This is a genomic window from Bradyrhizobium sp. SMVTL-02 (assembly GCF_051853005.1).
Lineage (GTDB): Bacteria > Pseudomonadota > Alphaproteobacteria > Rhizobiales > Xanthobacteraceae > Bradyrhizobium.
In genome coordinates, this window is the sequence record NZ_CP182469.1 from 2,107,622 (window position 1) to 2,129,570 (window position 21,949).

The window sequence follows — 21,949 nt, forward strand, 5'->3', positions numbered from 1 at the left end:
GGGCGGGCGACCACGAAGAAAGACGTGGATCCCCGCGACTGGCGCGGGCATGACGTAGAGAGATCGGCGTCGGGCCGTTACAGTGAACGCATGAGCCGCAGATCCGCCCCGAACGTGAAATCGGAACCAGTTCTGCCGGAGACCTCAGCGCGTCCGACGCTGCTCCTCCAGTGGTACGACCGTCATCGCCGCCGGCTGCCCTGGCGCGCCGCGCCCGGCGAGGCGTCGGATCCCTATCGCGTCTGGCTGTCGGAGATCATGCTGCAGCAGACCACGGTAAAGGCGGTCGGGCCCTATTTCGAAAAGTTCGTCGCGCGCTGGCCTGACGTCACGGCGCTCGGGCGGGCCTCGCTCGACGACGTGCTGCGGATGTGGGCGGGACTCGGTTACTATTCGCGTGCGCGCAATCTCTACGCCTGCGCGGTCGCGGTGACGCGCGAGCATGGCGGCGTCTTTCCCGATACCGAGGAAGCCCTGCGCGCGTTGCCGGGGATCGGGCCCTACACGGCGGCGGCGATTGCGGCGATCGCGTTCGACCGCCGCACCATGCCGGTCGATGGCAACATCGAGCGCGTGGTGTCGCGGCTTTTTGCCGTTGAGGACGAGCTGCCGCGGGCCAAGCCGCTGATCCAGCAATTGGCGGCGACGCTGCTCGCCAACTCGCGCGCCGGCGACAGCGCCCAGGCGCTGATGGATCTCGGGGCCTCGATCTGCACCCCGAAGAAACCGGCCTGCTCACTGTGCCCATTCACCGAGGATTGCACGGGGCGTGCACAGGGAACGCAAGAGACGTTCCCACGCAAGGCACCAAAGAAGAGCGGAAGGCTGCGGCGGGGCGCCGCTTTCGTGGTGACACGCGGCGACGAGCTGCTCGTCCGCTCAAGACCCGAAAAGGGCCTGCTCGGCGGCATGACGGAAGTCCCGGGCTCGGACTGGCTGGCCGGCCAAGAGGATGCCACCGCGAAGCAGCAGGCGCCGGAGCTGAAGCGGCTGTCGCGCTGGCAGCGCAAGGTGGGTGTCGTCACCCACGTTTTCACGCACTTTCCGCTGGAGCTGGTGGTCTACACCGCGGAGGCCGAGGCCCGCACCCGCGCGCCCACAGGCATGCGCTGGGTGCCGATCGCGGCGCTTGCCGACGAAGCGCTGCCCAACGTCATGCGCAAGGTAATTGCGCACGCGCTGGATCTTTCGTCGGGCCCATCCTCCTGACGGCACGCTGGCAGCAGCGTTAAGCTATGAGGACGCGACACGGAGGCTGCCGATGGTCAAGACCGCGCTCGACAATTTTCCAAGGCCGCCCTGCGCCGAGCTGCTCGGACGGCGCCTCCTCGACGCTCGCCCCGACGAGGGCTGGATCAGGCTCGGCTTCGAGGGCAAACCTGAGTTCTGCAATCCGGCGGGCTTCATCCAGGGCGGCATGCTCTCGGCCATGCTCGACGACACCATGGGTCCGGCCGTGCTGGTGATGAGCGAGGGGCGGCTCTACACCACCACCATCAGCATGACCGTGAATTTCCTCAGCCCTGCAAAGCCTGGCCCGATCATTGGTGAAGCCAGGGTGACGCAGCTCGGCAGGACGATCGCGTTCGTCGAGGCCAGGCTGATGGCGGAGGACGGCACGGTGCTCGCGACGGCCAGCGCGAGCGAACGGTTGCTGGAGGCGGCGAGGGTGGTGAAGTGAATACAGTTTGGCCGCGCATTCTTCTTCCCTTCTCCCCCTTGTGGGAGAAGGTGGCGCGAAGCGCCGGATGAGGGGGTATCTGTCCGCGAATTCAAATGCGAGTTGGAGTCGCGGAGGCAACCCCTCACCCAAGTGAGTTCTCGTCTACCGACGTCGCTGCCCCTCCCACAAGGGGCGAGGGCACATCAATGCGCATCTCGCTTCGCGCGAGAGCTCAAGCCTCGAGCCGCTTCGCACCAGCGCTCACGATCGGCTGCTTCGCGTTCAGCGCCTCGACCTGGAATCCCGCGACGCGCTTGTAGTTCGCGGCGATGTCCTCCAGCTCCTTTTGCGACAGCACGTCGGTGACGACCTTGTAGCCATCCGGCGCGCGTTCTTCGACCAGCTGCATGACCTGCTCCGGGCCGTTCCTGCGGTTGAGCAGGACGAGGTCGGTGGTCGCGGGCCGGCGCTCCGCCTCGTAAGCGAGCAGCGCGGCTTGCGTCGGACCATGCGCCAGGATCTCGCGGGCGATGACGCGGGCATCGAGGATCGCCTGCGAGGCGCCGTTCGAGCCGATCGGGTACATCGGGTGCGCGGCATCGCCCATCAGCGTGACGCGGCCGAACGTCCATTGCGAGACGGGATCGCGGTCGACCAGCGGGTATTCATAGGCGTGCGGGCAGTTCCTGATCAGGCCAGGCACGTCGAGCCAGTCGAATTGCCAGCTTTCGAACCAGGGCAGGAACTCTTCGAGCCGCGCCGTGCGGTTATAGTCCTCGCGCCGCCACTGATGGGTCGGCGGCATGTGGCGCTCGGCGACCCAGTTGATGAGGTGGTTGCCGGCCGCATCCGGCTCTTTCGAGATCGGATAACAGACGAATTTCAGGATCTCGTGCCCGGCCATGATCATGGTGCGGCCGGTCAGGAAGGCCTGTGCCGGCGTGACGCCGCGCCAGAGGATGCGGCCGTTCCAGATCGGCGGACCTTCGTTGGGATAGAGCTTTTCTCGCGCGGCGGAATGGATGCCGTCGGCGGCGATCAGGATCGCACCGTCATAGGTCCCCGCGGCCTTGCCGGTCGCCTTGTCGATGAAGTCGGCGCGCACGCCATTCGCAGTCTCGGTCCAGCCGGTCAGGTGATGGCTGGTGAGGATATTCTCGCGGCCGAGCCGCTCGACTGCGGTGTCCAGCAGGAGCTGCTGCAGCGTGCCGCGATGGATGGAAAATTGCGGCCATTTGTAGCCGGCTTCCAGCCCGCGAGGCTCGCTCCAGATCGGCTTGCCGTGCTTGGAGAAATAGGCGAGCTCGCGCGTGCGCACGCCGCTCGCATCCAGCTTGGCCAGCAGCCCGAGCTCGATCAGCTCGCGCACAGCATGCGGCAGCACGTTGATGCCGACGCCGAGCGGCCTCAGTTCCGCGACGCTCTCGAACACTTTCACGGGAACGCCAATTCCGTGCAGGCTGAGCGCAAGCGTCAGCCCGCCGATGCCGCCACCGGCGACGAGTACCGTCATGACAAAACCCCTCCGATTGCAGGCGTCTTGGCACAGCCGGGCGGATGTGGGCAACTGCGAAGAGAATGGTGTGCTATAGACCTTAGGGACGACAGTCGTTAGCTTCCGGCTTTCCCCATGAGGTCCGACATGCTCAAGCTCTACTACGCCACCGGCACCTGCGCGCTCGCCACCTACATGACCCTGGAGGAGGCCGGCGCCGACTACACCGCCGAACGGCTGAGCTTCAAGGACAACCAGCAGAACAGCCCGGACTATCTCGCCATCAACCCGAAGGGCCGGGTGCCGGCCCTGGTGACCGACCGCGGCGTCCTGACCGAGACACCGGCGATGCTGGCTTACATCGCGCAAACCTTCCCCAAGGCCAAGCTCGCGCCGCTGGACGATCCCTTCGACTTCGCCCAGGTGCAGTCGTTCAACTCCTATCTCTGCTCGACCGTGCACATCAATCACGCCCACAAGGTGCGCGGGGCGCGCTGGGCGACACAGGAGAGCTCGTTTGCGGACATGAAGTCGATGGTGCCGAAGACCATGGCCGCCTGCTTCAAGCTCATCGAGCAGAAGATGTTCAAAGGACCCTGGGTGATGGGCGATCAGTTCACGATCTGCGATCCCTACCTCCACACGCTCTCGCACTGGCTCGAGGGCGACAGCGTCGACATCAACGCCACGCCGAAGATTGCGGATCACTTCAAGCGGATGTCGGATCGCCCGGCGATCCGCAAGGTGATGGACGCGCAGAAGGCGTAAGCTCTTGTAGGGTGAGTTAGCTCCGGGGCTGCGCTTTGCGCAGCCGCAGGTCTAACCCACCCTAATGACGCTAGGACGCCGTCCGGCTCTCCGGTGCGGGCGGCGACGTGCAGCGCCCGAGATAGCCTGACACGACCTGCGAGCTGTGCCGCTCGATGCCCTTGGCTCGCAGCCAGGTGTCGATGAGCGGCGGGATGGCCGCGCCGTACCGCCAGCGCGTCGAGAAAGCGGATAGGGCCGTCGCGTTCTTCTCACGATGCCAGCGCCGGCGGAACTTTTGCGTTCCGCCGGCGTTCCCTCGGTTTCCGGGCGCAATTGCGCCTCTGGCAACCTGCGTTCTCGGGAATTTCATGCTGGCTGGGGCTTCGGACGTTTCAACGCAGGTGGGCCGCAGCTTCTCCGGACTCCGCGAACGGTTAAGAGACGCAACGTCGGCTGCGCATCGCGAGCTCGACGCACGACTCTCATCCTTTGATCTTACCGTTCTTTCCGGTTACCACCGCTTCCTGCACGCCAGCGCGGCCGCCCTGCTGCCGCTCGAAGCCGCGCTCGTTGATGCTGGTGTCGCAAGACTATTTCCGGACTGGCCGGAACGGTCGCGCAGTGCCGCGATCGCGGCCGACCTCGGCCGCCTTGGCAGCGTCATGCCGTGGACCATATCGGTGTCCCCGCTGACCCGCAGCGGCGTGCTCGGCACCATGTATGTGCTGGAAGGCTCCCGGCTCGGGGCGAAATTCCTGCTCAAAACAGTCGCTGATTCAGCCGATCCGCGTGTCCGGGAAGCGACCGCCTATCTCCGCCACGGCACCGGCAAGCGGCTCTGGCAGAGCTTTCTGTCGAAGCTCGCAAGCGATGGCAGTTGCGACGAGGACGAAGCGATCGAGGCGGCGCGCCTTGCCTTCTCCACGTTCGAGCGGGCGGCAGACCGCGCATGAACGAGCCCGTCGATCTCACCAATTGCGATCGCGAACCGATCCACATTCCCGGCAGCGTGCAGCCATACGGCTTCCTGCTCACGGTGCTTTCCGATTTCACGATCTGCATGGCATCGGAGAATGCCGGCGGCTTCCTCGGAAAGGACGTTGCCGACCTGCTGCAGCAGCCGCTGGCGAGCGTTTTTACGGAAGCTGCCGTCGAGACCATCCGCGCCCGTGTCGATCATCTGACCGGGCCGGACGCCACCGAGCGCCTGCTCGGGATTGAGCTCCAAGCCGGCAGGCCGCCCTACGACGTCTCCATTCATTTCTCCGCCGCCTATCTCGTCATCGAGGCGGAGCCGAGTGTGAACGAGCCCGGCGTCAATTCCGGCGAACTCGTCCGGCTGATGCTGGAGCGCATCCGCAAGACGCGTGGCACGAACGAGCTTGCCCGCGAAGCCTCGCGCCAGCTCAAGGTGCTGACGGGCTTCGACCGCGTGATGGTCTATCAGTTCCATCCGGACGGGTCCGGCGAGGTCATCGCCGAGACCGCGGAGGTGGGGCTCGAATCCTTCCTCGGGCTGCACTATCCGGCCTCCGACATCCCCCGGCAGGCCCGCATCCTCTACCAGCGCAACTGGCTGCGCATCATTGCCGACATCGACGCCAGCCCCGCCGCGCTGACCTCGACCGCCACGCACAATGCCGGGCTGCTCGATCTCTCGATGAGCGTGCTGCGTTCGGTGTCGCCGATCCATATCGAGTATTTGCGCAACATGGGCGTGGCGGCCTCGATGTCGGTGTCGATCCTGCGCGACGGCAAGCTCTGGGGCCTGTTCGCCTGCCATCATTATTCGCCGCGCTACATTTCGTTCGAGAAGCGCACGGCAGCCGAGCTGTTCGGGCAGATGTTCTCCTGGATCGTGGAGGGGCGCGAGCGCGAGCGCGACGTTGCCTACGAGACCCGCGCCCACCAGGTTCAGGAGAGGCTGATCGAGATCGCGGCCTCACACGAGCACAGCCGGCGCGCGATCGTCGATTTCCTCGGCGACTATCGCAAGATGATCGACTGCGACGGCGTCGCCGTCTGGTCCGACAACGAGATCGCACTCCAGGGGGAGACGCCGACCGAGGCCGAGGTGAAGGATCTCGTCGCCTTCATCAACCGATCCTCGCCGGGACGTATTTTCGCCAGCGCCGAGATCGCCAAGGTCTATGCGGCCGGCCGATCCTTCCGCGATCGTGCGGCAGGGTTTCTCGCCATTCCGATCTCGCGAACTCCGCGCGATTGCCTGATCTTCTTCCGCCGCGAGGTCACGCGGTCCGTGAACTGGGCCGGCGATCCTGAGAAGGTCTACGATGAAGGTCCGCACGGGCCGCGCCTGACGCCGCGCAAGAGCTTCGAGCTCTGGCAGGAGACGGTGGCCGGCCAGTCAAAGCCGTGGTCGGCAGCCGATATCCGCATTGCCGAGAGCCTGCGCGTCACGCTGCTCGAGGTGATCCTGCAATTGTCCGACCTCGCCGCGCGCGAGCGCCGCGGCGCGCAGGAGCGGCAGGAGCTGATGATCGCCGAGCTGAATCATCGCGTCCGCAACATTCTGAGCCTGGTCCGTGCGCTGGTGGCGCAGAGCAAGGACACTGCGATTAGCGTGGAGGAGTTCGCCAGCGTGCTCGGCGGCCGTATCCAGGCTCTGGCGCGCGCCCACGATCAGATCACCAACCTGAACTGGGCGCCGGTCGCGTTACGAACCTTGGTCGAATCGGAGGCAGGAGCCTATCTCGGCGCACGCGCCGGGCGCGTGAAGATAGGTGGGCCCGACGTCGCACTCGACCCCAAGGCGTTCGCAACGCTCGCCCTCGTCGTGCACGAGATGATGACCAATTCCGCCAAATACGGCGCGCTCGCCGATTCCACGGGTCAGGTCGAAGTGGTCTGGAAACTCGACCCGAGCTCGAGCCTGGTGATCGAGTGGAAGGAAAGCGGCGGTCCGCCGGTGCAGCCGCCCTCGCGCCGCGGCTTCGGCACCACCATCATCGAACGCTCCGTGCCGTTCGACCTCAAGGGCGAGGCCGAGATCCGTTTCGATCTACTGGGGGTCCAAGCCAAATTCGTCATTCCCCCCAACTTCGTCGAACTGATGCCAGCCATCGCGGGAGCCGCCATGCGCATAGAAGAACAGGAAGCCGCTCGCCCGCGTATTTCCGACACGGCGCTGATCGTCGAGGACAATCTGATCATCGCGATGGCCGCCGAAGTCATCCTGCTCGATCTCGGCGCCCGCCACGTCGACACGGCCGCGACCGTCGACCAGGCCCTGCGCTCGATCGAGCGTTCGCGGCCAAGCTTCGCTCTCCTCGACCTTAACCTCGGCAGCGAGAGCAGTATCAGGGTGGCGCAGAGGCTGAGCGAGATCGGCGTACCCTTCATTTTCGCCACCGGCTATGGCGAGCGCGCGCCGATCCCGGTGGAGCTCGCATCGGCGCCCGTGGTTCAGAAACCCTACACGCTGGAAGTGGTCGAGAACGCTCTCGGCAAATTGACGCAGGCGAGCGTCTGATCGACGGCGATCGTCGAAATGCTTGCGGCGTGCTGGTCGCAGGCCAAATCCTAGCGCAACCGGCTATAAAATCAGCAGAAGTTGTGCGCGTCGCAAAGAGTCTCCGCGAAAAATCAGAAGGTTCAATTAACGAGTGTCCTCCATTGTGTGGCGGTGCAGCGTGGGTCGCAAGGACGCGACGCGCGGCTGCCAGGGTGGCCGATGACGATCCTCGAACCGGGTCGGCCACTCGAAGTCGCATGCATCTGGTGGACAGTGGGAATGCCGAAATTTCGTTTGCGGATCAGGGGACGCCTGTATGCAGGCTTCATGGCCCTGGTGGTGGTTGGTCTCGTGACGGCGGTGGTTGCCGTCTGGAATTTGCGGGCCGTGCAGGATCAGGTCGCAAAGCAATCGGCGCTATCGGACAGTACCGCGCGGGTGCTGGAGATATCGACTCACCTCCAGGCGATCCAGCGGGCCAATCTGCGCTACATCTACGACGCCAGCGAACCTGCGATGAAGGAGGCTTCGGAACGGGAAACCGCGGCGACCGAGCTGTTGAAGGTTGGGGCGCAAGGGACGGCCTCCGAGGAGCGGCGCAAGCTTTACGAAGCTCTCATCACCGACATCGCACGGATGCGGAGCCTGCGTGACAATCTCGGGGACGCCGTCAACGAGGCACGAACCGGCAAGGCGACGCTGTTGCCGAGTGGAGAAGAGCTGACCGTCAAGATGGGCAAGCTGGTCGACGTGGCGCGAGCGGCCGTCGATGAGGACACCGCGGCCCTCGTCGCGGACCTCGAATCCCGTTTGCTCCAGGTGCAGATCGCCAACTGGCGTTTCCTCGCCCTGCGCGACACCAAGGGGCCCGCCAACTTCAGGACCAATGTGGACAGGGCGATGCAGCGCCTCTCGGCGCTCGAAAAGAGCCCGCAGGCGACGGAGCTGCGCACCACGCTCGCCCCGGTGAAGACCTCGCTCGGCATCTACAAAGCCGCGTTCGAGACGACTTCCGCGGCGATGCTCCAGGCCGACGAGATCTACCACAAGAACCTCGCCCCGCTCATCGTCGAGAGCATCGCCAAGCTCAGTGTCGCCGAAACCACGTTGAAGAAGGACTACACGGCGTCGCGCTCCGCCGCCGAAGCCGTGATCGAGGGCACGACGGCCGTGCAGATGATCGCGGGCGGCCTCGCCGTCCTGTTCGGACTGACCGTCGCCTTCCTGATCGCCCGCAGCATCGTCGGTCCATTGACCTCGATGACGCGCGCGATGGGGCTGCTGGCCGGCGGCAATCTCGCGATCGAGATTCCCGGCCGCGGCAAGACCGACGAGATCGGCGACATGGCCGAGGCGATCGAGGTGTTCAAGGACAACATGGTCGACACCGAGCGCCTGCGTCACGAGCAGACCGAGATCGAGGCCCGGCAGGCCGAGAGCCGCAAGCAGGACATGAGAAACCTGGCCAATCAGTTCGAACGTGCGGTCGGCGAGATCGTGGATACGGTGTCGTCGGCGTCCGGCGAACTCGAGGCGTCCGCCGGCACCCTGACCACGACGGCCACGCGCGCCCAGGACCTGTCGACGGAGGTCGCCAGCGCCTCGCAGGAAGCCTCGGCCAATGTGCAGGCCGTTGCCTCGGCCACCGAAGAGCTCTCTTCGTCCGTCAGCGAGATCGCTCGCCAGGTGCAGGAATCCGCCCGCATCGCCAGCGAAGCCGTCGGCCAGGCGAGCCGGACCAACGAGCGCGTCGGCGAGCTCTCCAAGGCCGCCGCCCGCATCGGCGACGTGGTCGAGCTGATCAACACCATCGCCGGCCAGACCAATCTCCTCGCGCTGAACGCCACCATCGAAGCGGCACGCGCGGGCGAGGCCGGCCGCGGCTTTGCCGTGGTCGCCTCGGAGGTCAAGGCGCTGGCAGAGCAGACGGCGCGGGCGACCGGCGAGATCGGCCAGCAGATTTCCAACATCCAGGCCGCCACCGAGCAGTCGGTCGGCTCGATCAGGGAGATCAGCGGCACCATCGAGCGGCTGTCGGAGATCTCGTCGACGGTCGCTGCCGCCGTGGAGCAGCAGGGCGCCGCGACGCAGGAAATTTCCCGCAACGTCCAGCAGGCTGCGCACGGCACCCAGCGCGTCTCGACCAATATCGGCGACGTGCAGCGCGGCGCGTCCGAGACGGGATCGGCGTCCTCGCAGGTGCTGTCGGCGGCGCGCTCGCTGTCGGCGGACAGCAACCGGTTGAAGCAGGAAGTCGCAAAATTCCTGAGCTCGGTCCACGCCGCATAAAAGCAGAAGGCCACGCGCATGCGCGCGGCCTTCAAATCGCAGCGAGGTGTGATCAGGCGACCTTGGTCGTCATGTGCTTGAACATGTTGGCGCGCGCCTCATCGTCCATCTCGGCCTTGAAGGTGAACTTGTCCTTCAGCGCGATCGCCCGCGCCGCTGCCGGCCGCGTCGAGATCTCGTCCACCAGCCGCTTCACGTTCGGGTAGCGCGCAAAGGCGTCGTCGCCGAGCTTGAAGGGGACCATCCGCGCCCAGCCCCACAGCGCCATGTCGAGGATCGAATAGCTGTCGCCGACCATGTAGCTGCGGCCTTTGAGGTGAGCGTCGAGAATCTTGTAGTGGCGATCGGTCTCGTACTGGTAGCGGTTATGGGCGTAGTCGTGGTTCTGGTCCTTCGGCGCGAAATGCTTGAAGTGCACGGCCTGGCCCGAATAGGGGCCGAGACCGGTGGCGATGAACATCAGCCATGACAGCGTCTCGCCGCGCAGGCCGGCGGCGGGCAGGAACTTGCCGGTCTTCTCGGCGAGATAGAGCAGGATGGCGTTGCTGTCGAACACGATCGTGCCACTGTCGTCGATCGCCGGCACCTTGCCGTTCGGATTGATCTTGAGGAACTCCGGCGTGAATTGCTCGCCCTTGCGGGTGTCGATCTTCACCGGCTCGTAAGGCAGGCCGGATTCTTCGAGATAGAGCGCGACCTTGGTCGGGTTCGGCGAGCCGTTGAAATAGAATTTGAGCATCACACATCTCCCCCAAGTTTCTTGCCGAAAGCGGGCGCGGCGTGATTGCCGCTGGTGCCTTCTCTTGCCCGACCCGCGTCGGAGAGAGCAACCGGCGAGTTTGCCGGGCGGTGTCTGCGCCCCACGCAGATCAGCCGGCGTAACAAAGGCCGATCGCCGCCGTAAGGATCATCGCCGCACCGACGGCTTCCAGGCGCAGCCCGAGCCGCGCGGCGAGATGCATGTCGGAGGCGCGCGCCGCGCGCTCCGATCCGCGCGCATAGCCGTGGACGATGACGTCGTGATTGAAATTGTCGTGCGCCTCGTTGCTGCTGGCGAGGCCGACGCAGATCACGAGCACGCCGAACAGCGCGAGGCCGAAGAAACCGAGCAGCGCAATCAGGAACATCGGAAACATGCCGAGCAGGAAGATCGGCAGCAGCGGCACCAGCAGCAATGCTTCGGACTGTCGTCGCATGGGGCCCAACCGGTCAGGACGGGGCTGATCGGACGAATCTAGTCCTGGCGGGCGCAGCTTTCAACCATCACTGCTGTCAATCCCGGGCGCGCCTCTTGTCGCGAGCCCGGAATCCATTGGGCCGCAGGTGCTGTGGTTGGATAGATTCAGGGTTCTCGCTTCGCGAGCCCCGGAATGACGGCGAGAGGATCTACTCCGCCGCCATGCCGGCGCGGATTTCGGCGCGGAGCTCGTCGATCAGCTTGAGACCCTTCTTGGTCTCGACATGCCAGAAGGTCCAGCCGTTGCAGGCCTGCGCGCCTTGCGCGACGGCGCCGATGCGGTGGATCGAGCCGACCTTGTCGCCGAGCATGATGGCGCCGTCGGCACGGACCAGCGCGCCGAGCTTCTTCTTGGCGTCGAACAGTTTCGTGCCGGGCATGATCATGCCGCGCTCGATCAGCTCCGAGAAAGCGACGCGCGGGGCTTCGCGTGCGGTCATGAACGGAGCGAGGCTTTCTTCCGGCAGCGGCTCGACCGCGGCGATGCGCGCTTCTGCCGCCTTCGCATAGGTCTTGTCGCGCTCGAAGCCGATATAGGAGCGGCCGAGGCGCTTGGCGACCGCGCCGGTGGTGCCGGTGCCGTTGAACGGGTCGATCACGAGGTCGCCGGGCTTCGATGAAGACAGCAGCACGCGCGCGAGCAGGCCTTCCGGCTTCTGCGTCGGATGCACTTTCTTGCCGTCGGCGCCCTTGAGGCGCTCCTCGCCGGTGCAGAGCGGGATCAGCCAGTCGGAGCGTGCCTGCACGTCCTCGTTGGCGGCCTTCAGCGCCTCGTAATTGAAGGTGTAACCCTTGGCCTTCTCGTCGCGCGCGGCCCAGATCATCGTTTCGTGCGCGTTGGTGAAGCGGCGGCCGCGGAAATTCGGCATCGGGTTGGTCTTGCGCCAGACGATGTCGTTCAGGAGCCAGAAGCCGAGGTCCTGCATGATCGCGCCGACGCGGAAGATGTTGTGATAGGAGCCGATCACCCAGATCGTCGCCGACGGCTTCATCGCCCGGCGCGCGGCAAGCAGCCAGGCGCGGGTGAAATCGTCGTAGGCGGAGAATGAATCGAACTTGTCCCAGTCGTCGTTGACAGCATCGACATGGGATTCGTCGGGGCGCTTGAGATCGCCCTTGAGCTGAAGATTGTACGGCGGATCTGCGAACACCAGATCGACGCTGGCTGCTCGAAGCTTCGACATCTCGGCGACGCAATCGCCGAGGATGACACGATGCGACGGGGACTCAAAGTTTGTGCGGGGCGCCCTTGCAGACGCCCCGCGACGCGACTCTACCATGACTCAAGAACTCTGACTCAGGCGACGCTGTCGGCGACGCGGGACCAAACAACCGACTGACCGTTACATTGAAGCGGCAAAGTAAAAATCGACTTAACCCGCCGCTTTCGTGAGCAGGCCGCGCGTCGCACCTCGCGTGCCGCCGGCCATTCGCATTCACCGTGTTTTGCAGTGTATTTCGCCTTTCTTCGCGTTGCGGGAGCGGCGCGGACGTCAAAAGGACTGCAAATTTCTCTCGGAAAAAATTGCACGTCCCTCGGAAAAAATTGCTGGCAGGCGCATGCTGTCGCACTAGGCAATTTTTGCCGAGCACGATATTGATAAAGGCAACGGAAATTTTACGTGTGTGGCGCGTTGAGCTTTCGCGCTTCTGCGCCCAAATGATGCCAATCGAGGATTTAAGGGAAAGCCCGCCATGCGCTACGATGATTTCCGCCGCAGCGACGACATCGAGGATCGTCGCGACGAGGGTGGCGGTGGATTCGGCGGCGGAGGCGGCGGGTTCGGCTTGCCGATGGGCGGTGGCGGGCTCGGCATCGGCACCATCATCGTGCTCGGCCTGATCGGCTATGCCTTCGGCATCGACCCGCGCATTCTGATCGGCGGCGCCGAGATCCTCACCGGCGGCGGCCAGGCGCCGAGCTATCAGACCGATCGCCAGTCGACCTCGGCCAAGCGCGGCGCGCCGACCGACGAGGTCGGCAGCATGATCGCCGGCATCCTCGGCGAGATCGACGACCGCTGGAGCGAGATCTTCCAGGCCTCGGGCCAGAACTATACCGGTCCGAAGGTCGTGCTGTTCCGCAACGCCACCAATGGCGGCCGCTGCGGCATGGCGCAGTCGGCGATGGGGCCGTTCTACTGCCCGCCGGATCGCACCATCTTCCTCGACACCGGTTTCTTCCGCGAGGTCGAGACGCGCTTCCGCGGCTGCTCCGGCAAGTCGGCGTGCAACTTCACCACCGCCTACATCATTGCGCACGAGGCCGGCCACCACATCCAGAACCTGCTCGGCATCATTCCGCGCGTGACACGGCTGCAGCAGCAGGCCGGCAGCAAGGCCGAGGCCAACGCGCTCCAGGTCAAGGTCGAGCTGCAGGCGGATTGTCTCTCGGGCGTCTGGGTCAATCGCGAGGCGAAGAAGCGTCCGAACTTCCTGGAAGCAGGCGACATCGACGCTGCGCTGACCACGGCAAGCGCCATCGGCGACGATACGCTGCAGCGCCAGGCCACGGGCCGCGTCGTGCCCGACTCCTTCACCCACGGCTCGGCCGCGCAGCGCAAGCAATGGTTCATGACCGGCTACCAGCAGGGCACGGTCCAGGCCTGCAACACGTTCGGCGGCGGGGCGTGATGCCTCATTCCGGGGCGCGAACCCGGAATGCGAATGTGATGGCGCGAGGTCCCGGGTTCTCGCTTCGCGAGCCCCGGAAGGACGAGTGAGGGTGAAGAATGGCGTCCATCGATGAAACAAAACAATTCATCCCGCTCAACATCGCGGTGCTGACCGTGTCCGACACGCGCGCGATTGCGGATGACAAATCCGGTCAGACGCTGGCCGATCGTCTCACCGGCGCAGGCCATCATCTCGCCGCCCGCGAGATCGTCACCGACGATGTCGAGGCGATCCGCGCGGTGATCCGCCGCTGGATTGCCGACAGCAGCGTCGATGTCGTCATCACCACCGGCGGCACCGGTTTTACCGGACGCGACGTCACGCCAGAGGCGATCGAGCCGCTGTTCGAGAAGCGCATGGACGGCTTCTCGATTGCATTCCACATGCTGAGCCACGCGAAGATCGGCACGTCGACGATCCAGAGCCGCGCCACTGCGGGCGTTGCGGGGGCGACCTACATCTTCTGCCTGCCAGGTTCGCCCGGCGCCTGCCGCGACGGCTGGGACGGCATCCTCGCCGCCCAGCTCGACTACCGCACGCGCCCGTGCAATTTCGTCGAGATCATGCCGAGGCTGGATGAGCACCTGCGCCGGCCGAAGGCGCAAGGCGCGACGGTGTAGCGGCGTTGCTGTAAGAGCACTCGTTAGCTGCGCGCTCGCGAAGCGCCCGATGAGGGGTATCTATCGGCACGGCGTGCTCCGAGAGATACCCCTCGCCCAAGCGAGCCCGCATCCACCAGCGACGCTGCCCTCTCCCACATCCGCCTTCACCGAGGCTTCGGCAGACATGAGGGGCGAGGGCACATTCATGCGCCTCTCGCTTCGTGTCGTTACAAATCCAGCTCCCACGTCTCGCCGACCAGATCGGTACCAAAACTGTGGTGTTTCTCTTCCTTCACGAGCTTGAAGCCGGTGCTCTTGTAGATGCCGCGCGCGGCAACCAGGATGCTTTGCGTCCACAGCGTCATTCTCTTGTAGCCCCGCTCGCGGGCGCCTTGGATGCATTGCTCGACCAGCGCGCGACCGACGCCGAGCCCACGTGCTTTCTTCTCCACCTGCAACAGGCGCAGCTTGGCGATCTCGTCCGTGGCCTTGACCAGGAAGATCGAGCCGACCGGCTCGCCACCGACTTCCGCGATCCAGCAGTGCTCGCGCGCGGGGTCGTAGTTCTTGATGAACTGCGCACAGATCTCGGCGACCAGCGCCTCGTAGCTGATGTCCCAGTTGTAATCAGCGGCATAAGCGATGCCCTGCCGGGAGATGACCCAGCCCATGTCGCCGACGCGATGGCTGCGCAGCACCACGGAAGCGGGCTGCTTTTGACGTGGCTCCAGCACGCTCTCGATCGTCGCCATGGCCTGCGTGAGCCGGGTCGCATCGTCGGCTGAAAGCCGGGCCAGCATCGCGGCGACCTCGTTTTGCGAGCTCAGGTTCAGATTGGCGAAGGTCTGCCGGCCCTTGGCGGTCAGGCTGAGCTGGTATTGCCTGCGATCGGCGGGCAGGGGCCTGCGCGTGATCAGCCCCTTTTCGTCAAAGCTCTGGACGATGCGGCTGAGATAGCCGGGGTCGAGACCAAGCTCGATTCCGATCTCCTTTGCCGCAAGGTCGTCGCGGTGCGCGAGCTCGTAGAGCACCCGGGCCTCGCTCAGCGAAAACGGGGTTTTTCCAAGGTGCTGGTCGAGCACGCCGAGCTTGCGGGTATAGAAGCGGTTGAAGGCGCGAACCGCTGCGATGTGGTCGTCTGTGCCGTTGAATGACATGGCTCACCTCGATAATTGCCATTGTCAAATAATTGTTTGACTTTGGCAAGTATCAAGACCGGCTGGCCTCAGCCGACCATGACGATCCGGCTGCGCAACATGGTCCGAGAGGAGCGGCCGAGCCGCCGCAGCAGCTGCGCCTCGGAATGGCGGGCCTGGGGCGGATAACCGCCGATCCGGTCGTAATGATCACGGGCGATCAAAAGGCCCTGATCGCCGAACGGGCCAACCACTTTGCGCGCCACGGCCCGGAGGACGTGGCGCAATCCGGTAGCGGCATAAGGCGTGCGTGCGTAGCGGAATACCGCCGCCCGCTCCTGGCCGCTGGTCGCGACGGTCTGGATGAACTGGGTGGTCTCCTCGATCCAGCCGGTTTCCAGCACCGCGCCTGCGGGGAGGAACATCAGCCAGGACGAACGAGCCTGAAGCGCGCCTGCGGCGAGCGCCGCGCCCTGCGAGGAACCCTCGACGCTGACGAAACGGCAGCCTGCCACGTCGGCAACGCGCTCGATGACGCCGTTGCGGGTGCCGTCGACCAGCAGGACTTCCCGGATGATGCCGGCGGCGGCACCGGGCACCAGCGCGGCCAGGGTTGCGACCGTCGTCTGCTCGACGCCTTCGGTCGGAATGATGACGCTCAGCATGATTGGGGCTTCAGTGTCCGCGCTTCGGGAGAAGCGCAATTCGCTATGATATTGTCATAAACACGCGGCATTGCCGAGTGCAACTTTTCGGGCAGGGCTTCGCGGTTCGATGGTAAACTGCCAGAGCCATCGCACATCCAAATATGTCTCCTGCGGGGTGGCAATGTTGCCGAATATTTCGGCGCGAATTCGCGGTGACGGTATTATCCCGGAGTTTCGCTGCGATCTTTGCGCAGCCTGCAGGCCACCGCAATCCTGCATGCGGAGGATGCGAGCGGACCGACACCCGGGTCGGCAATCCACGGTGCTGACGAGGGCCTTGCATGAACGCCGATCAACTCGCCGTTAGCGCGCCGACAACATCTCCCAGGGCTGACGCCGCGCCGAGCTTGCGGATCCGAGCGCTGATGCTGGGGGACCGCATCAATGCGTCCGGCCTCGAGATCGGCACGCTCGTGTCATCGACGCCGGCCGCCTTCCGCGTTCACGCCGGCCTCGCGGTGATCTTCCGCTACGGCGTCGTGGTGCTGATCGGCCTGCTGCCTTCGGAGGAGAAGGTACTGATCGACAGCCTCAAGTCGCGCGTGATCGGCGAGTTCAGCCCCTACGAGGAGGAGATCGCACAGGCGCAGCTGTGCAAGGATGAAAACAGCGAGGCGATCCAGCCGGGCGGGCCGATCTGCCTCTCCAAATTCTCGGACGACCGGCTGCTTCTGGTCGCGGACGCGCTCGCCAAAAGCACGTCGCTGGCCCGCGACGAGCGGCGGGTCGCCGCGGTGTTCGACGTCATCGAGCCGTTCGCGCGCGAGCTTGCCGAGTATGGCCGCACGCCGCGCCGCCGCAAGGGCATTTTGCAACTGATTGGCAACGCGCTTCTCGTCCAGCAGCGCGTCGCAGGCCGCGTTGCGGTGGCCGAGAAGCCCGACGTGCTTTGGGAGAAGCCCGAGCTCGACCGGCTCTATGGCCGCCTCGAGGACGAGTACGAACTGAAGGAGCGCCTCGACACGCTCGAGCGCAAGCTCACCGCCGTGTCGGAGACCGCCAACGCGCTCACCGACATCATCGACACCCAGCGCTCGCTTCGCCTCGAGATCGCGGTGGTGGTGCTGATCGTGATCGAGGTCGTGATCGGGTGCGTCCAGATTCTCTCGGGTATTCACCAATAGCGAGCTGCGCGTTACTGCGCCCTCTCCCCTTGTTGTGGGAGATGGCAGCGCCGCTAGGAGACAAGAACTCAATGGGGTGAGGGGTATCTATCCGCATACTCATTTGCAAACGTGGGCGCGGATAGAAACCCCTCATCCGATCGCCACCTTCTCCCACAAGGGGAGAAGGAAGGAACCGCCGCCTCATATTTCATTTGGCTCGCAGCACCCTTGCACAACGCCGCGCGATCGTCAGTTCCTCATTCGTTGGAATAATGAAGCCGCGCTATCGCCATCATTGATCCGCTCGCGTGCCGCGTCGTTCGCGGCCGCATCGATGTGCAGGCCGAGCCAGCCGAGACGCTCGCTGATCTGGCTTCGGATCTCCTTCGCATGCTCGCCGATGCCGCCGGTGAACACGAGGCAGTCCAACCCGCCGAGCGCGGTTGCCATCGTCGCGATCGCCTCGGCTACACGAAAGACGAAGAGCTCGATCCCTGTCGCGCCGCTGTCTCGACGTCAATCGCCGGCTTCGCGCGGCGTGTTGCCGCCGGAGCTGTTGGGCCAGACCCAGCCCTGGATCTCGGGCATGTCCTCGCCGTGCTCGCGGACATAGCGCGCGTGTTCGATCAGCTTGTCGCGGAACTGCTGCTTCACCCACGCTGCCCTGGTCGCAAGTCCCGGCACACGCTCGATCGCCTCGATCGCGAGGTGAAAGCGGTCGAGCCCGTTGAGCACGACCATGTCGAACGGCGTCGTCGTGGTGCCTTCCTCGGCGAAGCCGCGGACATGCATGCCAGCATGGTTGGTGCGGTTATAGGTGAGACGGTGGATCAAATAGGGATAGCCGTGGTAGGCGAAGATCACCGGCTTGTCGCGCGTGAACAGGCTGTCGAAGTCGCGATCCGAAAGCCCATGAGGATGCTGGTCGTTCGGGTGCAGCGTCATGAGATCGACGACGTTGACGACTCGGATCTTCAGGTCAGGCAGCGCCTTGCGCAGCAGGTCCACGGCGGCGAGCGTCTCCAGCGTCGGCACGTCGCCGGCGCAGGCCATCACCACGTCGGGCTCGGCATTCGTGTCCTCGTTGCCGGCCCAGGCCCAGATGCCGATGCCGGCATCGCAATGCGTCGCGGCCTCTTGCATCGACAGCCATTGCGGCGCCGGCTGCTTGCCGGCGACGATGACGTTGATGCGGTTGTAGGTGCGCAGGCAATGGTCGGCGATCCACAGCAGCGTGTTGGCATCCGGCGGAAGATAGATGCGCACGATGTCGGCCTTCTTGTTGGCGACGAGATCGACGAAGCCGGGATCCTGGTGGCTGAAGCCGTTGTGGTCCTGGCGCCAGACATGCGAGGTCAAGAGGTAGTTCAGCGAGGCGATCGGCCGCCGCCATGGCAGATGCCGCGTCACCTTCAGCCATTTGGCGTGCTGGTTGAACATGGAATCCACGATGTGGATGAAGGCCTCGTAGCAGGAGAAGAAGCCGTGGCGTCCGGTGAGCAGGTAGCCTTCGAGCCAGCCCTGGCAGAGATGCTCGCTCAGCACCTCCATCACGCGCCCGTCCTGCGCAAGATGAACGTCGTAGGGCTCCGTCGGCTCCATCCACACCCGCTCGGTCGCGTCGAACACGGCATCCAGCCGGTTTGACGCGGTCTCGTCCGGACCCATGATGCGGAAGTTGCGCTCTTGCGCGTTCAGGCGGATGACGTCGCGCAGGAATTTGCCGAGCTCGCGTGTCGCTTCTCCGATGACGGCGCCGGGCTGCGGCACGTCCACGGCGAAGCTGCGGAAGTCCGGCAGCTTCAGCTCCTTCTTGAGCAGACCGCCATTGGCATGCGGATTGGCGCCCATGCGGCGGCTGCCTTCAGGGGCGAGCGCCTGCAGTTCGGGGACGAGCGCACCATTCGCGTCGAACAGTTTGTCCGGCTGGTAGCTGCGCATCCAGTCTTCGAGGATCTTCAGATGCGCCGGATTCTCGCGGCAGCTCGCAACCGGCACCTGATGCGCGCGCCAGAAATCCTCGACCTTCTTGCCGTCGACCTCCTTCGGGCCGGTCCAGCCCTTCGGGCTGCGCAGCACGATCATGGGCCAGCGCGGCCGCTCGACCGTCTTGCGTCCGTCGCGGGCGTGTTGCTGGATCGAGCGGATGCTGGCGAATGCGACGTCGAGCGCGTCCGCCATCGCCTGGTGCATCAATTTGGGATCGTCACCCTCGACGAACAGCGGCTCGTGGCCAAGGCCGCGGAACAGATCGCGGATCTCTTTGTCTGGCAGCCGCCCGAGCACGGTCGGGTTGGCGATCTTGTAGCCGTTGAGATGCAGGATCGGCAGCACCGCGCCGTCATGGGCCGGGCTCAGGAATTTGTTGGAGTGCCAGGACGCCGCGAGCGGACCAGTCTCGGCTTCGCCGTCGCCGATGACGCAAGCCACGATCAAATCAGGATTGTCGAACGCCGCGCCATAGGCGTGCACCAGCGCGTAGCCGAGCTCGCCGCCCTCGTGGATCGAGCCGGGAGTTTCGGGCGCCGCGTGGCTCGGAATGCCGCCGGGGAAGGAGAACTGCCTGAACAGCTTGCGCAATCCGTTCGCATTGCGCGCGATATCTGGATAGATCTCGCTGTAGCTGCCTTCGAGATAGGTGTTGGCGACCATGCCCGGCCCGCCATGGCCGGGACCGCAGACATAGAGCACGTTGAGATCAAGCGCGCGGATCACGCGGTTGAGATGGGCATAGATGAAGTTCAAGCCGGGCGTCGTGCCCCAATGTCCGAGCAAGCGCGGCTTGATGTGCTCGGGCCGCAACGGCTCGCGCAGCAGCGGGTTGTCGAGGAGGTAGATCTGCCCGACCGAGAGGTAGTTGGCAGCGCGCCAGTAGCGATCGAGGAGATCGAGGTCGCCGCTCGCGGCGGCTGTTTTTTGTTGGATTGTCATGTTCCTGCCGACCTTCACCCAGCGATCGCCACCAACCCGGTTCCGGCGCGATCGATCCGTCGCTCATGAAACGGGATGGCCGTGACGCCGGTGTTGCGCGAGGTCAAGGCCGGCGCGCGAAGTTTGGGCAGCTCTACTGTGCATGGGGTTGTTTTCAGGTTTTTGCTTTGTGTTCTTGATTTGTTCCTTTGGCGTGCTATCTTGGCTGCATGAGTCCAGCATCTTCTTCTGCTCTCAAGCACCCGCCGGTCACGGCGCCCTCCGAGCCGGCGGGTGCGCCTTCCGACTTCCCTGAGCTGGCGGTCGCCATCGACCGCAAGCGCAGGCGAGGCCGGGGGGCCCAGTCAAATGCCAGCGGCCGCTACGAGGCCGAGGCGCGCGTCGCCTTCGACGACGGCTGGCAGAGCCTGGATGATTTGCCGCCGTTCAAGACGACGGTGGCGGTCGACGCCTCGCGCAAGGTGATCACCCGCAACGACTCCCCCGACATCGGCTTCGACCGTTCCATCAATCCGTATCGCGGCTGCGAGCATGGCTGTGTCTATTGCTTCGCGCGGCCGACCCACGCCTATCTCGGCCTGTCGCCGGGGCTCGACTTCGAGTCGAAGCTGTTCGTCAAGCCCGAGGCGCCGGTGCTGCTGGAGAAGGAACTCGCCGCCCCCGGCTACGAGCCGCGGATGATCGCGATCGGCACCAACACCGACCCCTACCAGCCGATCGAGCGCGAGCGCAAAATCATGCGCGGCATTTTGGAAGTGCTGGAGCGTACCAGGCATCCCGTCGGCATCGTCACCAAGTCGGCGCTGGTCGTGCGCGACATCGACATTCTCTCGCGCATGGCCAGGCGCAACCTCGCCAAGGTCGCGATATCCGTGACCTCGCTCGATCCGAAGCTGGCTCGCAGCATGGAGCCGCGCGCCTCGACGCCGCCGAAGCGGCTGGAGGCGCTGAGGCAGCTCTCGGAAGCCGGCATTCCCACTACCGTGATGGTCGCACCTGTCATCCCCGCTCTGAACGATGCCGAGATCGAGCGGATCCTCGATGCGGCCGCTCATGCCGGCGTCAAGGAAGCCTCCTACGTGCTGCTCCGTCTGCCGCTCGAGGTCCGCGATCTCTTCCGCGAATGGCTGATGGCGAACTATCCGGACCGCTACCGCCACGTCTTCACGCTGATCCGCGACATGCGCGGGGGGCGCGACTACGACGCGAAATGGGGCGAGCGGATGAAAGGCACGGGACCGATGGCCTGGACCATCGGCCGCCGCTTCGAGATCGCCTGCGACAGGCTCGGGCTCAACAAGCGCCGCTCGAAGCTGACCACGGATCATTTTGCGCGGCCGAAGCAGAACGGGGAGCAGCTCAGCCTGTTCTGATCAGGCAAGTGGAAGAGGCGCGGCATGAGTAAGGAAATTCCAGCCCCGATCCCGCGGCTGACCGTCATCACACTCGGCGTCAGCGACATCCGCGCCAGCATGGCCTTCTATGATGCCCTCGGATTCTCGCGCCGGCTGAAGGCGACCGACGAGGCCGTGGCGTTCTACGATACCGGCGGTCCGGTGCTTGCGCTGTTTCCCTGGGATCAGCTCGCGGCGGACGCGACCTTGCCGGACCAGCCAAGGCCGGTGGCTTTCCGCGGCACCACGCTCGCCTGGAACTGCCGCACGCGCGATGAGGTCGATGCGGTGCTGGCTTTCGCCGTCGGCAAGGGAGCAAGGCTGCTGAGGCCTGCGTGCGAGACAGATTATGGCGGCTATCGCGGCTACTTCGCCGATCCGGACGGTCATACTTGGGAGGCCGTGGTGGCGCCCGGCATCGAGGTCGGCGACGACCGGCGGGTGCATCTGGCCGGGTAGGGCGGCCGACCTGAATAACGGGAATTATC

18 protein-coding genes and 1 pseudogene are annotated in these 21,949 nt (G+C 65.0%); 11 read left to right on the plus strand and 8 right to left on the minus strand.

All coding sequences use genetic code 11. The annotated features are described in order from the left end of the window. Positions 1-90 precede the first annotated feature (90 nt). Both mutY and ACNJYB_RS09825 read left to right on the plus strand, forming a co-directional pair. A complete protein-coding gene (mutY, locus tag ACNJYB_RS09820; protein WP_439373761.1) occupies positions 91-1,209 on the plus strand; it encodes an A/G-specific adenine glycosylase in 1,119 nt (372 codons plus the stop codon). Positions 1,210-1,261: 52 nt separating this feature from the next. Further along, on the plus strand, positions 1,262-1,681 hold the full coding sequence (locus ACNJYB_RS09825) for a PaaI family thioesterase (RefSeq protein ID WP_439373762.1): 420 nt from the start codon (positions 1,262-1,264) through the stop codon (positions 1,679-1,681). Between the two features lie 214 nt (positions 1,682-1,895). Here the strand turns inward: ACNJYB_RS09825 and ACNJYB_RS09830 are convergent, their stop codons facing one another. Further along, positions 1,896-3,176 carry a flavin-dependent oxidoreductase gene (locus ACNJYB_RS09830; protein WP_439373763.1) on the minus strand — a complete coding sequence of 427 codons (1,281 nt, stop codon included), beginning with the start codon at positions 3,174-3,176 and terminating at the stop codon, positions 1,896-1,898. A 129-nt stretch (positions 3,177-3,305) separates the two neighbouring features. On the opposite strand from ACNJYB_RS09830, the gene ACNJYB_RS09835 reads away from it, so the two are divergent. The 4 genes from ACNJYB_RS09835 (at position 3,306) to ACNJYB_RS09850 (ending at position 9,672) form a co-directional block, all read left to right on the plus strand. Further along, positions 3,306-3,926, plus strand: coding sequence for a glutathione S-transferase family protein (locus ACNJYB_RS09835; RefSeq protein WP_439373764.1), 621 nt, complete (start codon positions 3,306-3,308; stop codon positions 3,924-3,926). Between the two features lie 194 nt (positions 3,927-4,120). Continuing rightward, a complete protein-coding gene (locus tag ACNJYB_RS09840) occupies positions 4,121-4,861 on the plus strand; it encodes a biliverdin-producing heme oxygenase (protein ID WP_439373765.1) in 741 nt (246 codons plus the stop codon). Then, the gene (locus ACNJYB_RS09845) at positions 4,858-7,401 is read left to right on the plus strand and encodes an HWE histidine kinase domain-containing protein (protein WP_439373766.1); all 2,544 of its coding nucleotides are present in this window, start codon (positions 4,858-4,860) and stop codon (positions 7,399-7,401) included. The genes ACNJYB_RS09840 and ACNJYB_RS09845 overlap by 4 nt, the downstream gene beginning before the upstream one ends. Before the next feature lie 261 nt (positions 7,402-7,662). Beyond that, on the plus strand, positions 7,663-9,672 hold the full coding sequence (locus ACNJYB_RS09850) for a methyl-accepting chemotaxis protein (protein ID WP_439373767.1): 2,010 nt from the start codon (positions 7,663-7,665) through the stop codon (positions 9,670-9,672). 52 nt (positions 9,673-9,724) lie between these two features. On the opposite strand, the gene ACNJYB_RS09855 is transcribed toward ACNJYB_RS09850, so the two are convergent. The 3 genes from ACNJYB_RS09855 to ACNJYB_RS09865 form a co-directional block, all read right to left on the minus strand. Continuing rightward, positions 9,725-10,411 (minus strand): glutathione S-transferase family protein, encoded by a 687-nt coding sequence (locus ACNJYB_RS09855; RefSeq protein WP_439373768.1) that lies wholly within the window; start codon positions 10,409-10,411, stop codon positions 9,725-9,727. A 130-nt stretch (positions 10,412-10,541) separates the two neighbouring features. Next, a complete protein-coding gene (locus tag ACNJYB_RS09860; protein WP_439373769.1) occupies positions 10,542-10,868 on the minus strand; it encodes a hypothetical protein in 327 nt (108 codons plus the stop codon). 190 nt (positions 10,869-11,058) lie between these two features. Next, a complete protein-coding gene (locus tag ACNJYB_RS09865) occupies positions 11,059-12,189 on the minus strand; it encodes a site-specific DNA-methyltransferase (protein ID WP_439373770.1) in 1,131 nt (376 codons plus the stop codon). A gap of 415 nt (positions 12,190-12,604) precedes the next feature. Between ACNJYB_RS09865 and ypfJ the strand changes: the two genes are divergently transcribed. Both ypfJ and moaB read left to right on the plus strand, forming a co-directional pair. Continuing rightward, a complete protein-coding gene (gene ypfJ / locus ACNJYB_RS09870) occupies positions 12,605-13,543 on the plus strand; it encodes a KPN_02809 family neutral zinc metallopeptidase (RefSeq protein ID WP_439373771.1) in 939 nt (312 codons plus the stop codon). Between the two features lie 98 nt (positions 13,544-13,641). Continuing rightward, positions 13,642-14,205: a molybdenum cofactor biosynthesis protein B gene (moaB, locus tag ACNJYB_RS09875; protein ID WP_439373772.1), complete on the plus strand. Its 564-nt coding sequence runs from the start codon at positions 13,642-13,644 to the stop codon at positions 14,203-14,205. A gap of 209 nt (positions 14,206-14,414) precedes the next feature. Here moaB and ACNJYB_RS09880 read toward each other — a convergent pair whose 3' ends face one another. Together ACNJYB_RS09880 and ACNJYB_RS09885 are read right to left on the minus strand one after the other, a co-directional pair. Beyond that, positions 14,415-15,344, minus strand: a complete 930-nt coding sequence (locus ACNJYB_RS09880) for a bifunctional helix-turn-helix transcriptional regulator/GNAT family N-acetyltransferase (RefSeq protein ID WP_439373773.1) — start codon at positions 15,342-15,344, stop codon at positions 14,415-14,417. 68 nt (positions 15,345-15,412) lie between these two features. Next, positions 15,413-15,988 (minus strand): glycosyl transferase, encoded by a 576-nt coding sequence (locus tag ACNJYB_RS09885; protein WP_439373774.1) that lies wholly within the window; start codon positions 15,986-15,988, stop codon positions 15,413-15,415. Positions 15,989-16,311: 323 nt separating this feature from the next. On the opposite strand from ACNJYB_RS09885, the gene ACNJYB_RS09890 reads away from it, so the two are divergent. Continuing rightward, entirely contained in the window at positions 16,312-17,154 is an 843-nt protein-coding gene (locus tag ACNJYB_RS09890; protein WP_439373775.1) for an RMD1 family protein, read from the plus strand. Between the two features lie 190 nt (positions 17,155-17,344). Here the strand turns inward: ACNJYB_RS09890 and ACNJYB_RS09895 are convergent. Further along, positions 17,345-17,628: pseudogene (locus tag ACNJYB_RS09895) on the minus strand (acetate/propionate family kinase); the annotation flags it as partial. Positions 17,629-17,652: 24 nt separating this feature from the next. Then, positions 17,653-20,067, minus strand: a complete 2,415-nt coding sequence (locus ACNJYB_RS09900; protein ID WP_439373776.1) for a phosphoketolase family protein — start codon at positions 20,065-20,067, stop codon at positions 17,653-17,655. Between the two features lie 209 nt (positions 20,068-20,276). Here ACNJYB_RS09900 and ACNJYB_RS09905 point away from each other — a divergent pair, with 209 nt between their 5' ends. Continuing rightward, positions 20,277-21,440 (plus strand): PA0069 family radical SAM protein, encoded by a 1,164-nt coding sequence (locus tag ACNJYB_RS09905; protein WP_439373777.1) that lies wholly within the window; start codon positions 20,277-20,279, stop codon positions 21,438-21,440. A 24-nt stretch (positions 21,441-21,464) separates the two neighbouring features. Beyond that, positions 21,465-21,920 carry a VOC family protein gene (locus ACNJYB_RS09910; RefSeq protein ID WP_439373778.1) on the plus strand — a complete coding sequence of 152 codons (456 nt, stop codon included), beginning with the start codon at positions 21,465-21,467 and terminating at the stop codon, positions 21,918-21,920. Positions 21,921-21,949 lie beyond the last annotated feature (29 nt).